Origin of the sequence: Arthrobacter sp. NPDC056886, assembly GCF_042788715.1 — a bacterium.
In the GTDB taxonomy this organism is placed as follows: domain Bacteria; phylum Actinomycetota; class Actinomycetes; order Actinomycetales; family Micrococcaceae; genus Arthrobacter.
On sequence record NZ_JBHUBT010000007.1, the window covers coordinates 162,717 to 176,439 of the forward strand.

14 protein-coding genes are annotated in these 13,723 nt (G+C 65.6%); 7 read left to right on the top strand and 7 right to left on the bottom strand.

Annotated elements, in window-relative coordinates; translation table 11 throughout:
* Nucleotides 1-93: 93 nt before the first annotated feature.
* From ACFRJ8_RS13660 to pxpA, 5 genes are read right to left on the bottom strand one after another with little or no spacing between them, the layout of a single operon-like run.
* On the bottom strand, nt 94-1,080 hold the full coding sequence (locus ACFRJ8_RS13660) for a biotin-dependent carboxyltransferase family protein (protein WP_377986703.1): 987 nt from the start codon (nt 1,078-1,080) through the stop codon (nt 94-96).
* Nucleotides 1,070-1,978: an allophanate hydrolase subunit 1 gene (locus tag ACFRJ8_RS13665; protein ID WP_377986704.1), complete on the bottom strand. Its 909-nt coding sequence runs from the start codon at nt 1,976-1,978 to the stop codon at nt 1,070-1,072. Before ACFRJ8_RS13665 ends, ACFRJ8_RS13660 begins: the two co-directional genes overlap by 11 nt.
* Nucleotides 1,975-3,327, bottom strand: coding sequence for an acetyl/propionyl/methylcrotonyl-CoA carboxylase subunit alpha (locus ACFRJ8_RS13670; RefSeq protein WP_377986705.1), 1,353 nt, complete (start codon nt 3,325-3,327; stop codon nt 1,975-1,977). Before ACFRJ8_RS13670 ends, ACFRJ8_RS13665 begins: the two co-directional genes overlap by 4 nt.
* Nucleotides 3,328-3,329: 2 nt before the next feature.
* Nucleotides 3,330-3,569 carry an acetyl-CoA carboxylase gene (locus ACFRJ8_RS13675; RefSeq protein WP_377986706.1) on the bottom strand — a complete coding sequence of 80 codons (240 nt, stop codon included), beginning with the start codon at nt 3,567-3,569 and terminating at the stop codon, nt 3,330-3,332.
* A 36-nt stretch (nt 3,570-3,605) separates the two neighbouring features.
* A complete protein-coding gene (pxpA, locus tag ACFRJ8_RS13680) occupies nt 3,606-4,307 on the bottom strand; it encodes a 5-oxoprolinase subunit PxpA (protein WP_377986707.1) in 702 nt (233 codons plus the stop codon).
* A gap of 186 nt (nt 4,308-4,493) precedes the next feature.
* On the opposite strand from pxpA, the gene ACFRJ8_RS13685 reads away from it, so the two are divergent.
* The gene (locus tag ACFRJ8_RS13685) at nt 4,494-5,939 is read left to right on the top strand and encodes a PucR family transcriptional regulator (protein ID WP_377986708.1); all 1,446 of its coding nucleotides are present in this window, start codon (nt 4,494-4,496) and stop codon (nt 5,937-5,939) included.
* A gap of 194 nt (nt 5,940-6,133) precedes the next feature.
* Here ACFRJ8_RS13685 and ACFRJ8_RS13690 read toward each other — a convergent pair whose 3' ends face one another.
* A complete protein-coding gene (locus ACFRJ8_RS13690; protein WP_377986709.1) occupies nt 6,134-7,174 on the bottom strand; it encodes a LacI family DNA-binding transcriptional regulator in 1,041 nt (346 codons plus the stop codon).
* Between the two features lie 287 nt (nt 7,175-7,461).
* Here ACFRJ8_RS13690 and ACFRJ8_RS13695 point away from each other — a divergent pair, with 287 nt between their 5' ends.
* The 6 genes from ACFRJ8_RS13695 to ACFRJ8_RS13720 all read left to right on the top strand — a co-directional run bounded on the left by ACFRJ8_RS13695 (nt 7,462) and on the right by ACFRJ8_RS13720 (nt 12,757).
* A complete protein-coding gene (locus tag ACFRJ8_RS13695; RefSeq protein WP_377986710.1) occupies nt 7,462-8,481 on the top strand; it encodes an asparaginase in 1,020 nt (339 codons plus the stop codon).
* A gap of 73 nt (nt 8,482-8,554) precedes the next feature.
* On the top strand, nt 8,555-9,442 hold the full coding sequence (locus ACFRJ8_RS13700) for a polysaccharide deacetylase (protein WP_377986711.1): 888 nt from the start codon (nt 8,555-8,557) through the stop codon (nt 9,440-9,442).
* Nucleotides 9,442-10,830 carry an MFS transporter gene (locus ACFRJ8_RS13705; protein WP_377986712.1) on the top strand — a complete coding sequence of 463 codons (1,389 nt, stop codon included), beginning with the start codon at nt 9,442-9,444 and terminating at the stop codon, nt 10,828-10,830. The genes ACFRJ8_RS13700 and ACFRJ8_RS13705 overlap by 1 nt, the downstream gene beginning before the upstream one ends.
* Complete coding sequence (locus ACFRJ8_RS13710; protein ID WP_377986713.1) at nt 10,820-11,587, top strand: SDR family NAD(P)-dependent oxidoreductase; 768 nt, start codon at nt 10,820-10,822, stop codon at nt 11,585-11,587. The genes ACFRJ8_RS13705 and ACFRJ8_RS13710 overlap by 11 nt, the downstream gene beginning before the upstream one ends.
* 20 nt (nt 11,588-11,607) lie before the next feature.
* On the top strand, nt 11,608-12,330 hold the full coding sequence (locus tag ACFRJ8_RS13715) for an SDR family NAD(P)-dependent oxidoreductase (RefSeq protein ID WP_277523959.1): 723 nt from the start codon (nt 11,608-11,610) through the stop codon (nt 12,328-12,330).
* A gap of 40 nt (nt 12,331-12,370) precedes the next feature.
* Nucleotides 12,371-12,757, top strand: a complete 387-nt coding sequence (locus ACFRJ8_RS13720; protein WP_377986714.1) for a hypothetical protein — start codon at nt 12,371-12,373, stop codon at nt 12,755-12,757.
* Between the two features lie 183 nt (nt 12,758-12,940).
* Here ACFRJ8_RS13720 and ACFRJ8_RS13725 read toward each other — a convergent pair whose 3' ends face one another.
* The gene (locus ACFRJ8_RS13725; protein ID WP_377986715.1) at nt 12,941-13,627 is read right to left on the bottom strand and encodes an FMN-binding negative transcriptional regulator; all 687 of its coding nucleotides are present in this window, start codon (nt 13,625-13,627) and stop codon (nt 12,941-12,943) included.
* Between the last annotated feature and the right edge of the window lie 96 nt (nt 13,628-13,723).

Below are 13,723 nucleotides of genomic sequence, written 5' to 3' on the forward strand. Positions count from 1 at the left end.
CTCACACCAGTAAGGACCCGTCGCTGCAGAAGCACAAGGCTCCTTGTTTCAGGCCCAACCGCCACAGTCCGCCGTAGTCCGCCGGTCCGCCGCTCAGCTGCCTGCGCCGATGGCCGCCCGGGCGTTCCTTTTGAGCTCGGCGAGTTCCTTGCGGGCCACCAGGGCCTCGTCCAGGCTGACTGCCACGAACCTGGTGGACGTGCCGGGGGCGGCGCGGGCCACCAGATCCATGTCGGCGCTGATGACCGTGCCCACCATGGCGTACCCGCCGCCGGAGACGGCGTCGCGGTGCAGGATGATCGGCTGGGTGCCGCCGGGAATCTGGATGGACCCGACGGCATAGCCGGCATCCACGATGTTGGACGGATCGGAGCCGGCGCCGAATGGCTGCTCCCGTTCCTTCCATTGCACTCCGGGACCTGAGTACCTCAGCCCCATCCGGTCCGCCACCGGGGTGACTTTCCATTCGCTGTGGAGGAGATTGTCCAGTCCCTCGTCGGTGAGCCGGTGGTCGTACAGGCCCAGGACGATCCGGACGGCCTGTTCCTTGGCGAAAACGGGACGGAAATCCTCCGGAACTGTATCGGCGTCGGGCAGGGTTCCGCCGTTGAGCGGGGCACCCACCGGAACCTGGTCACCGGCCTCCAGCTTGCGGCCCTGGAACCCGCCGATCGCGCCCAGGCTGTAGGTGGACCGGCTGCCGAGCACCTCGGGGACATCGATGCCGCCCTGGACCGTGATGTAGTAGCGCGTGCCGCCCCGGATGACCCCGAAGCTGAGTTCATCGCCGGCCTTCAGCTGCAGCCGGGTCCACTGGGGCCGGGTTTCGCCGTTGACCTTGACGTCCACCGGCGCCCCGGTGACGGCGACTACGGCATCCTGGTCGGTGGTCAGCACCGGGCCCAGGTACGTGCATTCGAGGACGGCCTCCCTGGCGGTGTTGCCCACTAGGGTATTGCCGAGTTCAGCCGAGTATTGGTCCATGGAACCGCTCTGCGGGATGCCCACGTTGTAGTGGCCGGTGCGTCCCTGGTCCTGGACGGTGGTGGCCAGTCCGGGGTTCTTGATGTCAAACGCCATTGAGGGCCTCCATGAGTTCCTGGTTGTAGCCTTCGGGATCCGCCAGCGCCTTGGACAGATCAAATGTCACGGGCACCTGCCGGTAGCGGAACGTCCCGGCGGAGATCTCAGCCTGGATGTTGTTGTATTCGGCCTCGCTGACCGGCTTGAACTTCACGATGTCGCCCGGCTTGAAGAACACCATGAAGTCCTTGAAATCGGCCAGGGACTGGGCAGGATCGAAAATGGGCGCGGCAGCGACCCCGAACATCTGGTAGCCGCCGGCACCCCGCACGGAGTAGATGCAGCCGAAGCAGCCGCCGTGGCCCACGGTCAGTTTGGGGGTATCGGTGCGGGGGCTCAGATACTTGGGTACTTCGAGTTGTTTTTCCTGCTCCACCAGCTGGAAGAGGAACGGCAGGCCGGCGACGAAGCCAACCATGGAGACAAGCCACGGCTGCTCATGGTGGCGCCGGATGAATTCGGCGGCATCCTTGAGGTTGTTGACCTTGGCTGCATAGTCAATGTCCGTGCCGCCGGGTTCCTGATGGAAACCTTCGCGGAATCGTTCAGCCACTTCCGCCGTGAACGGGTCCTCGTACCAGACCGGAACTTCGATGATCCGGGTTTCCAGCGAATGGTCGTGGTGGTGCGTCAGGTCCCCTTCAATGGTCCGGACGGTCTCTTCAAGGGTCGACGGCGGCAGAACGTCGGGATCGAACCTCACCAGCAGCGAGGCGTTGGCGGGACAGACGTCCACAATGCCCGGCAGTTGCATGGCCGAAAGCTTCGCGGCGATGGACATCACCCTGAAGTTCGCCGCCAGGCTCATGGACTCAGCGACCTCAACGAACAGGAATTCGTCTCCGCCCCAGGTGTAGCGGGCCTCCAACACGGCGGGTACCGGGCTGCTGCTCATTGTGCCTCCATCAGATCGGGGACGGTCTCAAGGAATTTCGAGTGGTGGGTGACGGCCGCAAATTCGGGCCGTCGCAGGAGCTTTTTGTGCACCGGGATGGTGGTCTTGACCCCTTCGATGTGGGTCTCATCCAGGGCCGTCAGCATCGCCTCAGTGGCCGCTTCGCGCGTGTCGGCATGCACAATCAGCTTGGCCAGCAGGGAGTCGTAGTACGGAGTGACCGTGGAACCGGCCTCCACCCCGGTGTCCACCCTGATGTCGGCGCCCGCGGGCCAGTCCATGGCCGTGATCAGGCCAGGGCTGGGGAAGAAGTGGTGGTCGGGGTCCTCGGCATTGACACGGCATTCGATGGCGTGGCCATTGAATGCGATGTCGTCCTGGCGGAGGGACATCGCCCCGGTGAACGCGATCTGCAGCTGTTCGCGGATCAGATCGACGCCCGTGATTTCCTCGGTGATTGGGTGCTCAACCTGGATGCGGGTGTTCATTTCGATGAACGCGGCTTCATGGTTGACCGGGTCATAGAGGAATTCGACCGTTCCAGCGCCGCTGTAGCCACACTGGCGGGCCAGTTCCACGGAGGATTCCCGAATCCTCTGGCGGACGTGGTCCGGGAGGTCCGGCGCCGGTGCTTCTTCAATGACCTTCTGGGAGCGCCGCTGCATGGAGCAGTCGCGGTCGCCGAGATGGATGAAGTTTGTGCCGTCGCCGAGGACCTGCACCTCCACATGACGGGCATGCTGCACAAAGCGCTCCAAGTAAACGGTGGGATCACCGAAGACGGCCCCCGCTTCGCCGCGAGTCTGCTCAATGGATTCCAGAAGCTTGTCTTCGCTGAGCACAAAGCGGATGCCCCGGCCGCCGCCGCCGGCGGAGGCCTTGATCACGAGCGGGTAGCCGATGCCACGGGCGATTTCTAAGGCGTCGGCGGCCGCATCCAGGGGGCCGTCCGAGCCGCGGAGCACGGGGACGCCAGCCTTCCGGGCCGATTCCCTCGCCAAGGACTTGTTGCCCATCATCGCGATGGCGTCCGCACGCGGCCCCACCCAGATCAGGCCCGCATCAGCGACCTTCCGAGCGAAGTCCGCATTTTCGGAGAGGAACCCGTAGCCCGGATGGACGGCATCGCAGCCGTTGTCCACGGCCGCGGCGACGATGGCGTCCTGGTTCAGGTAGCTGGCGGTGGCAGGCGCCGGACCCACCACGACGACGTGGTCAGCGGACCGGGCGGCCAAGGATTCGACGTCGGCTTCACTAGCCACCACGAAAGTCTCGATGCCCATTTCGCGGGCGGTCCGGGCGATGCGCACGGCGATCTCGCCGCGGTTAGCGATGAGCAGTTTCTTCATTGCTATCCTTCCCGGACGACGACGATTGCGTCGCCTGGATTGACCATGTCGCCCTCGTTGACCTCAAACGACTCCAGGGTGCCGGCCACGTCGGACTGGATTTCGGTGAACTGCTTCATGATTTCGATAATGCCGAGGGTCTGTCCGACCTCGATGGTGTCGCCTTCATTGGCGAATGGCGGCTTGCCAGGGCCGGGCTTGCGGTAGAAGACGCCGGGGAGCGGGGAAACGATGGTTGCCACGGGAGGCTCTCTTTCAGGTGGGTGGGATAGATCGGTTCAGCCCAGGACCGCACGCACCGCGGTGGCCACTGCGACAGAATTCGGTGCGTCGGAGTGGACGCAGACGCTTTGGAACTGGATGTCCAGCTCGGTGCCGTCAACTGCGAGGACGGGCTTGCCGGCCAGCGCCCTGCTGACCCGCTCGGCGGCGGCGTCGGGATCGGTGGGCGCCGGCCGACGCTGGATCAGCAGCTCCCCGGCCGGACCGTAATTGAGGTCAACATAGAGTTCGGGCACGAAATCCACCCCCATGGCCCGGCACACGCTTTCGTGGGCGGTCCCCGCGAGACCGAAAAACGGAACGCCGAACTGCAAGGCTGTGCCTGCGGCGGCCTGCATCAGTTCCTCGTCGCCGGCCAGCATGCCGTAGAGGGCGCCGTGCGGCTTGATGTGGTTCAATTCCAGCCCGTGCTTTGCGAGGAACGCCGTCAGGGCCCCGGTCTGGTACAGGATGATCGACTCGACCTCCGCCGGGGTGAGCAACATTCGGCGGCGTCCGAACCCCACAAAGTCCGGCAGCCCGGGGTGCGCTCCGACTGCCACGCCGTGCTCTGCAGCCAACGCCACGGTCCGTTCCATGACGTCGGGATCGCCGGCGTGATACCCACAGGCCACGTTGGCGACGTCGATGATGCGCATGAGTTCTTCGTCATTGCCGAACTCGTGGAGGCCGAGGCCTTCACCCATATCGGAGTTCAAGAGGACGCGTCCTTGAGGAGAGGGAGACGTGTCAGGGGAAGTGTCGGGAGTCACATTGGTTTGCATGGGTGCAACGCTACTCAGCAATTCACGCGCCCGATATTGTGCAGGTCGCTGAATCTGCGGGCATCAATTATGGTTATTGCACTGTCCGGCGGGGGAGTCCCGCCGTAGTGGGAGGGTTCCGTGCGTATTTCAGATTTAGCAGACGACGCCGATCTCAACATCCGGCTGCGGGTTGCGGGCGGCGAGGGCCGGCTGGCCCGGCCCATCACCTGGTGCGCTCCCACCGAACACATGGACCCCACGCCCTTCCTCAGCGTGAACGCCCTGGTGCTGACCAACGGCATGGGCCTGAACGTCAAGGACTTCAGGACTTGGGACGCGTACGTGGAACGGCTGGTTTCCGTCCCCGTCTCCGGGCTGGCGTTCGGCTTGGGCGCGGCCCACAGCGAGCTGCCGCCCGGCCTGCTCCGGGCCTGCGAGGTGCACGGCCTGCCGCTGCTGGAGCTCGCGCCGCAGGTGCCCTTTGTGCTGGTCATGCGGCACGTGGAGCGGGTCATCGCCGCCGAGCGTTATGAGGAGTTGCGGAAGGGCTGGGAACTGGCGGACCAATGCACACGCCTGGCGGCCGACGGGCATTCCCTGGCGGAGGTGCTGGAGCGGGTAGCGGATGCCATCGATGCGAGGGTGGCCGTGATCGACCAGAACGCCTTCGAGCTCGTTTCCGCCGGCGCCGCCCACGGCGGGACCGCGCGGACCGCGCTCCGCCTGCCCAGCGGCGAGTCCGAGCAGTTCAGGCTCGCCATCGAGGGGATCGGGAGCAACATTGTGCTGCAGCCCATTCTGGGTCCCGTGGCTGCCGTTATCGCCATGCAGCTGAGCTATACGCTCGGGTCGCATTCGCCCCTGCATTCCCGGGAAGCCGCACGCTTCATGGAGGCCCTCTACGAGGACCGCGGGGAGCCCTCCGCGCCGTTGCGCCGCTACGCCCTCGAATCCGGGTTCGATCCTGACAGCGACTGGGGTGCCGTGCTCATCGGCAGCTCAGAAGATGTGGCCCCCGCAAAGCTGCGCGCCATCGCATGGCGCGCCCGAGTGGGTCTGCAGGCCGGGTTCGGTACCGTGCGGTTCATGGAAGAGGCCGGACTCACGACACTCTTGCTGCAGCACCGGCACTCGGCGGCCGACTTGCTGGATGCCGCGCGGGGATTCTTTACGGACGCCCCGGAACTGTCCGTCATCGTCTCGGAATCCGCGGGCCTCAGCGAGCTGCCGTTGGCACTTCAGCTTGCCCGCCGTCACGTGGGACGGCCCGGGGTGCACCAGGCGCCGCTGGCCGATCTCGCCGGCATTGTGCAGGGACTGCCCAGCCCTGGCCTGGTGGCAATGTGCCAGCGGTTGCTGGCCCCCCTGGCCGCCGATGGCGGCAGCTCGCTGGGGGAAACCTTCGACGCATACCTGCGCCACAGCGGGAACTCCACGAAGATCTGCGATGAGCTCTTCATCCATCGCAATACGCTCAGCTACCGGCTGCGGAAAATCGAGGAGCTGCTGAAACTCGACCTGTCCGATGGCGAAGTCCGCGCCACGTGCATGCTTGCCCTTGGCATCGTAGCGGCCGCCCGCTAGGGAGACTGTGCAGTTTGCACGAAAAGTAGCCTCAATCTTGGGCGAACCTCCGATATGACGCTGTGAGCCGGATCACTAATCTCAACTCATGGGGCTTAGAGCCTGCCAGGTCGGTCATTAATTGACGGAGAGGGCGGGCCCGAATGGCCTTCCGATTCGACTCATTCGACTGACTAGAGGATCCCCTTGCCGTGTCACACCGCGTTGCCGAAGGCGCTGCTTTCCCGCACGCACAGGGCTGGCTTCAGTCTGACGGATTCGACCTTCCGGCCGTCCAGCACACCCTTGAGGAGCTGCACCGCAGTGCGACCGATATCCAGCATGGGCGAGCGGACCGAAGAGAGCGGGATGGGAAGTTCCGCGGCCAGCGAGGTGTCATTGAACCCAACCACAGCCACGTCGCGGCCGACGCCGAGGCCATGGGACCGCAGGGCTCCCATGGCGCCGATGGCCGCGAAGTCGTTGACGGCGAACAGTGCAGTCGGGTGGGGGTTGCAGTGAGCCAGAATGCTCTCGGCCGCTTCCCGTCCACCAGCGGTATCAAAACGGGACCACACCACGGCGTTCTGGGGGACCTTCCCGCCCAGGGCACGCCAGCGGTCCACGAAGCCGGCCGTCCGGTCGACGGCCGTGCTGGCGTAGGGCTCGCCGGCGATCACAGCGACGTTGCGGTGGCCCCTGTTCCACAGGTGGTCTGCCACAAGCTCGCCGCCAAGGACGTCGTCGCATGTAGCCGACGGGAAGCCTGGGACGCGGCGGTTCATGAGCACAAACGGGACCTTTCGGGCGGCCAGCTCCCGCAGCAGACCGCTGTCCAGGTGTGCGTCGCCGATGATCAGCCCGTCCACGCGTCGAGCCAGCATGGAGTCCGTCTTGCGGCGCTGTTCCTCCGGGTCGTCGCGGGAGTTCATGACAAAAGTGGAGTAGCCCAGTTCCGCCGCTGCCTCGTCAATGCCCTCGTACATGATCGCCAGAACGAGGTCCGAAAGCCGGGGGACGATCACGCCCATGAGGTGCGTGCGCCGCGTCCGCAACCCGGCGGCCTGCGGGTCGGGGGAGTATCCGCGCTTCCGTGCCAGCTCGCGCACGCGTTCGGCCGTAGCCACGGAAGCTGCCCCGCGGGCCACGTCGGAGCCCGAATGCAGGATCCGGGACACCGTCGAAGGATGGATGCCGAGCTCGCTCGCGAGATCCTTCAGCGTCACTGTGCGGCCGCCTGCCGTGCTCTCTTCCATGCATTCCCCTGCCTCAGCTCAAAAGGTCGTCATCACCAAGAGTGCCTGATGATGCCTCGATCCCTGACCCCAGCACCCTTGACGTGTCGCACATCACATTCTATAGTCAATCAAACGGCGGGCCCAATCGATTGGGTAGACGGAATCCCGGCAGCCGGCGGCGAAGTATTTACCCCCTTGAAACTTCCGGGAGCATCTGCAGAAAACATGGCAGGGATAACTTTTAGTCAACAACCCAATCGATTGGGTGAGCATCCGGAGACGGATGCAAATCAGACGGAGTGGAAATGACAGTCACAGGTTTGGTTGGTCCCCACGTGGTGCTGCTGGCCACGGGAGGAACCATTTCCTCCCGTGCGTCCGGGGCCGGGGGAGCCGCCGTGGCGTCCGACACGGGGGAGCAGGTGTTCGCCAGCCTGGGGGTGCCAGCGGCACATCCGGTCCGCGTCGTCGACGTTTTCCGGAAAGGCTCGTATCTGCTGACAGTCGACGACATGATCGCCATTTGCGCCACAGTCCGGCAGGCCCTGGCCGACCCGCAGGTTCTGGGCGTCGTGGTCACCCACGGTACGGACACGATGGAGGAAACGGCCTACCTCGCTGACCTCACCCACGACGATCCCCGCCCGGTCGTGTTCACCGGAGCCCAGCAGGCAGCCGACGCCGACTCACCGGACGGTCCCGGCAATCTGTCCCGCGCCATCGCCGTCGCCGGTTCTCCGCATGCACGGGGAAGTGGGGTGCTGCTGGCGTTTGCCGGGACCATCTTCCCCGCGGCCGGTGTCCGCAAGCGCCACACAACCAGCCTCGACGCCTTTGCCAACCCGGACTTCGGCACGGTGGGATTTGTGTCCGACTCCGGCGAGGTCGAGATCCAGGCGGCACGACGCGTCCTTTCCCCGTTGCCGCTGCCGGGCGTGGACGCCGGTTCTCCGCGCGTAGACCTTGTTGCTGCCTACCCCGGAGCAGACTCCACCCTCCTGCGGGCCGCTCTCCAGGCCGGCGCGGCCGGGATCGTGCTCCAAGGGACGGGAACGGGCAACGCCAACCGCGTGCTGTGCCAGGATGTCGCCGACGCCACCGCGGCCGGTGTCGTCGTGGTGACGAGCACCCGCGTGGAAGCCGGTGCCGTAGTACCCCTGTACGGCGACGGCGGCGGCGAGGATCTGCGCGCTGCCGGTGCCATCGCCTCCGGGCTGCTCAAGCCATCCCAATCGCTGGTCTTGCTGAGCCTCCTGCTCAGGCTCGGCATGCCCGCCGCCCGGATTGCTGAGGCCTTCGCCCAACGGGGCACGGTCCCTGACTAGTTCTTCCCGCGCAAATCACAACCTCACCTAAAAGCCAAACCTCAACAAAAAAGCGCAGTGAAAGGTTGATCTCATGACTAAGGACATCCAAGTCGCGTTCGGCGTCGACGTGGACGCAGTTGCCGGAATGCTCGGCTCCTACGGGGGCGAGGACTCGCCCTGCGATATCTCCCGCGGCTTGTTCAGCGGCGAGGTCGGCGGCCCGCGGATCATCCGGCTCTTCGAGAAGTACAGCCTGCCCGCCACCTGGTTCGTGCCCGGCCACTCGATCGAGACCTTCCCGGACCTGACGCGGATGATCGTCGACGCCGGGCACGAAATCGGCGTACACGGGTACTCGCATGAAAACCCCATCGCCATGACGCGCGAGCAGGAGACCGCCATCCTGGACCGCTCGATCGAACTCATCGAGAAGGTCTCGGGCCGGCGGCCCACGGGCTACGTTGCTCCCTGGTGGGAATTTTCCCCGGTCACCAACGAGATCCTGCTCGAACGCGGGATCAAATACGACCACTCCCTGATGCATAAGGATTTCGAGCCCTACTACGTCCGGGTCGGCGACAGTTGGAAGAAGATTGACTACACCAAGGCCGCCGAGACCTGGATGGAGCCGCTGGTCCGGGGCACGGAAACCGACCTCGTCGAGATCCCGGCCAACTGGTACCTGGACGACCTCCCTCCCATGATGTTCATCAAAGCGGCCCCTAACTCCCACGGATTCGTCAGCCCCCGGGACATCGAACAAATGTGGCGCGACCAGTTCGACTGGGTGTACCGGGAAATGGATCAGGCCGTCTTCACCATGACCATCCACCCGGACGTCTCGGGCCGCCCCCAGGTGCTGCTCATGCTTGAGCGCCTCATCGAGCACATCAACTCCCACGAAGGCGTCAGCTGGCTGAAGTTCGACCAGATCGCGGACTCCTTCCTCGCCCGCAGCCCCCGAAAGGAAAACCAGTAATGACCATCCAGCAGCCCGCCGTCGATCTGACGCAACCCGGACCCAACGAGAAACGCCGCTTCCCCGTCTTCTCCAAGCACCACACAACCACCGCCACCGTGCTGGCGCTGTGTGCCTGGACCGTCGCCGTGTTCGATTTCGGACTTTTCGGCACCCTCCTGCCGGCCATGCAGCAGGAATTCGGCTGGACCGCGACCGAAGCCTACGCACTCAACACCTGGATCGCAGTCGGCACCGCCATCGTCTGCTTCGGAATCGGGCCCGTCATTGACCGGCTCGGCCGCCGCAAGGGCATGATGACCACCATCGGCGGGACCGCCATCGTCTCCGGCCTGACGGCCCTGATCCCGACCGGAATCCCGTTCCTCAGCAACGGCCTGCTGGTGCTGGTCCGTTCCTTCGGCGGGCTCGGATTCTCGGAGCAAGCCGTCAACGCGACCTACATGAACGAGGTCTACCAGGTCACCGAAGTCGCGGACAAGCGCAAGCGCCCCGGCTTCCACTACTCCTTCATCCAGGGCGGCTGGCCGCTAGGCTTCCTCCTCGCCAGTGCCCTCGCCCTTGTCTTCCTTCCGTCCCTTGGCTGGCGCGCCCTCTACCTGATGGCGTGCGTTCCGGCAGTAATCATCGTGTGGCTCATTGCCAAGAAACTGAAGGAGACGCCCCAGTTCGAACTGCACCACAAGCTGACCCAACTCGAGAAGCACGGCAAGACCGAGGAAGCCCACGCCCTTGCCCATGCATTCGGCGTCGAGCACTCCTCCGCGGCCCCGCTGAAGCGCATCTGGGAGCCGCACCTGCGCCGGAACACGATCGTCTTCTCGCTGGCCTGGATCTTCAACTTCTTCGGCATCCTGATTTTCAGCATTCTCGGCAGCTCCGTCCTGAAGAACGCCAAGGGTGTGGAACTCTCCGATGCCTTCTGGATGCTGATCGTCATCAACGGGCTGGCGTACTTCGGCTACGTCTTCCACGGGTGGCTCGGTGACAAGATCGGCCGGAAGCGGACCATCATCGGCGGCTGGATTCTCTCCGGCATTTCGTTCACCATCATGCTCAGCCCCCTCGCCGAGAGTTCCTTCATGATCATCGTGACCTACGGTGCGGGGCTGTTCTTCCTGGTCGGACCGTACGCCGCGATCCAGTACTTCATGGCCGAGTGCTACCCCGTCAGCTGCCGTGCCACCGGCACCGCCTTCATCGGCGCCATGAGCCAGCCCGGCACCATTCTCGGCGGTTTCCTCTTCACGGTAGCGGCCGCCAGCATGGGGACCGGCGCTGCAGCCTTGTGGGTCGGCGCGGCGGGAACGCTGTTCTCCGGCCTCCTGATGATCGCCGCGAAGCCGCCAGCCGAGGCCCTGCTCGAGGACCACCCCCATGACGTCTGAGAATAGGGTGGCCGTCATCACAGGAGCGGCCAGCGGCATTGGACGGGCCCTCGCGGTCCACTACGCCCAACGGGCCGTGCATTCGGTGATCGGCACCTTTCCCGGCGACCCGCACGACCCGGAGGAAACCCTTCGGCTGGTGAAAGCCGCCGGCGGCCAGGGGGTCATCCACGAAGTGGATGTCCGAAGTACCCCGTCCGTCGACGCCTTTGCCGAACGCGCCGTCCAGGAGTACGGCCGACTGGACTACGCGGTGGCCAACGCCGGAATCCTGCGCAACTCACCGCTGGAGGAGATGACCGATGAGCGCTGGCACGACATGCTCGACGTCGACCTCACGGGAGTGATGCGGACCCTGCGCGCCGGGTCCGTGAGGATGACCGACGGCGGAGCGATGGTTGCCGTGTCTTCCATTGCCGGCGGGGTCTACGGGTGGGAGGAACATGCCCACTACGCTGCCGCCAAAGCCGGCATCCTCGGGCTGATCCGCAGCGTGGCCGCCGAGTTGGGGCCGCGCGGCATCCGCGCCAACGCCGTAATCCCCGGCCTGATTGAAACCCCGCAGTCCCTGGATCCGGTGAACTCCCTCGGGCCCGAGGGCCTGCAGCGCGCCGGTCTGGAAATCCCCTGGGGCCGCGTCGGACGGCCCGAAGAGGTGGCCAGCGTGATCGGCTTCCTGACCTCCGATGACGCTGTCTACGTCACGGGCCAGTCCCTGATTGTCGACGGCGGCCTCACCATCAAGATGCGCGCCTGAAAGGCCCCGGAAGGACAAGCATGAACAACCCTGACGCCTCCCGCAACACGGAGGGCCGCGCCGTTGTGGTCACGGGCGGAGCCAGCGGCATCGGCAAGGCCATCGCCGAAGCCTTCACCGCCAACGGCGACAGAGTCGCCGTCCTGGACCGGTCGGGCGCGGCGGGAAGCATCGCCGTCGACGTCTCAGATGAAGCGAGCGTGAAGGCGGCCTTTGCCGCCGCACGCTCCCAGCTCGGCAGCATCGACATTCTCGTGAACAGCGCCGGCCTGCTGACGGAATCGCCGCTGGAGGACATGACGCTGGCCATGTGGAACGAGACGATTGCGGTGGATCTGACGGGCGTCTTCCTCTGCTGCCGGGAGGTGGTGGGGGAGATGCGGCAGCAGAAGTGGGGCCGCATCATCAACATCGCCTCCCAGTTGGCCATCAAGGGCGGAACCGGGCTCAGCCACTACAGCGCCGCGAAAGCCGGGGTCGTGGGGCTGACTAAGGCCCTGGCCCTGGAAACCGCCGCCGACAACGTGCTGGTCAACAGCATCGCGCCGGGGCCCATCGAGACGCCCCTGGTTGATGGCATCTCCGAGGAGTGGAAGGCGGCGAAGCGTGCCGGACTGCCGCTGTTGCGCTTCGGGCTGGCGGCCGAGGTGGCCCCGACTGCGCTGCTGCTGGCCAGCGATCCGGGCGGCAACCTGTACGTCGGGCAGACACTCGGGCCCAATTCCGGCGACGTCATGCCTTAGGAGGGACGCTCACATGTGCGGTGCCTGCGGACGAAGTGTGGTGAGCGATCCCGTCCTGGGCCCGACCAGGACGCTGCGGCAGCACCTGATCGTCGCCCAAACGATCAACGAGGCCTGCCAATCCTGGCCGGGAGCCCCGAAAGTGGCCGCGACCAGCGACGGCTGGCTGGTCTCGGGACCGACGGGAGCCACCGAAGCCGTGTCGACTGTCGAAGCGCTGTGGTCGACCGTCCTGCGGGGCAAACAAGGGGTGCGGTGGCAGGACCTGCGTCCAGCCGCGGACCTGGAGACTGGGAAGCTGGAAACGGGGAAGCCGGCCACGGGGGAGCTGGCGCTGGTGGACCTGGACACGGGGGAGCTGGCGGTCCGGGTGCTGCACCTCGGCCAAGAGATGGCACAGGATTCCGCTGCGGAAACGGACGCCTGACGCGCAAAAGGTCCGTCGATACGGGTATAGCCGCAGCGACGGACCTTTTGCGCGTCGCCGGTCCGAAAACCTAGCGAAACCGAGCGGAAACGGCCGGGCTTGGGGCATTGAGAGTGGTGCTCCGGCGGCGTCCCCAGCCGGTGCCAGGCTCAGGAGCCGGGTTCAGCCGTCAGCCGTCAGCCATCAGGATGCAGGCCCGGCGGTGGGAGCGGCCGGGGCGTCGGAGTGCGGGCAGCGAATCTGATCGCGGGCCTCACGCGCGTGCTCGACGTCGGCGGCGCTTTGCATCTGCCCGCGGTCCCGCAGCCCGGCCACCACACCGTCAACGTCGGCGTCGGACCGGTTCTGGCTCAGCTTGTGCTTGGCCTCGATCCGGGTGATGAGGAGTTCGACGCCGACGATCGCGCGCAGCTGGCCGGCAATGTAGCGCTCGGGGGCGTCGTCGACAGTCCACGGCCGCTCGGAGCCGGCCTCATTGTGATCACTCAGCCGCCGCACATGGCTTGCGAGCCAGGCGGGATCGTCGTGGATGACGAGCTTGCCGTACACGTGGGCGGTGGAATAGTTCCAGGTCGGAACGACCCGTCCGTGCTCTGCCTTGGACGCGTACCACTGCGGCGAAATATAGGCGTCGTCGCCTTGGATGATGGCGAGCGATTCGCCGGCGGCAGGCTCGGACCACTGGGGGTTATTGCGGGCGAGATGCCCGTGCAAGGCACCGTGTTCACCCGACGTCGGGTCGAAGACAAAAGGCATGAGCGTGGCCAGGATGCCGTTCGCCGTTGCGGTGATCAAGTTGGCGGCGGCCGGGCGGCTAAGCAGCTGCTGGACTGAATCAGGGCCGGCAGCGAAATGTGCGGGGATGTACACGGGAATCTTCCGTTCGGATCGCGGATGGGATACGGGCTGCGAAGTGTGGGGCATGGGGGCGGGTGCCGGCGAGGGCGGGACCGGGGTGGGTCAGGG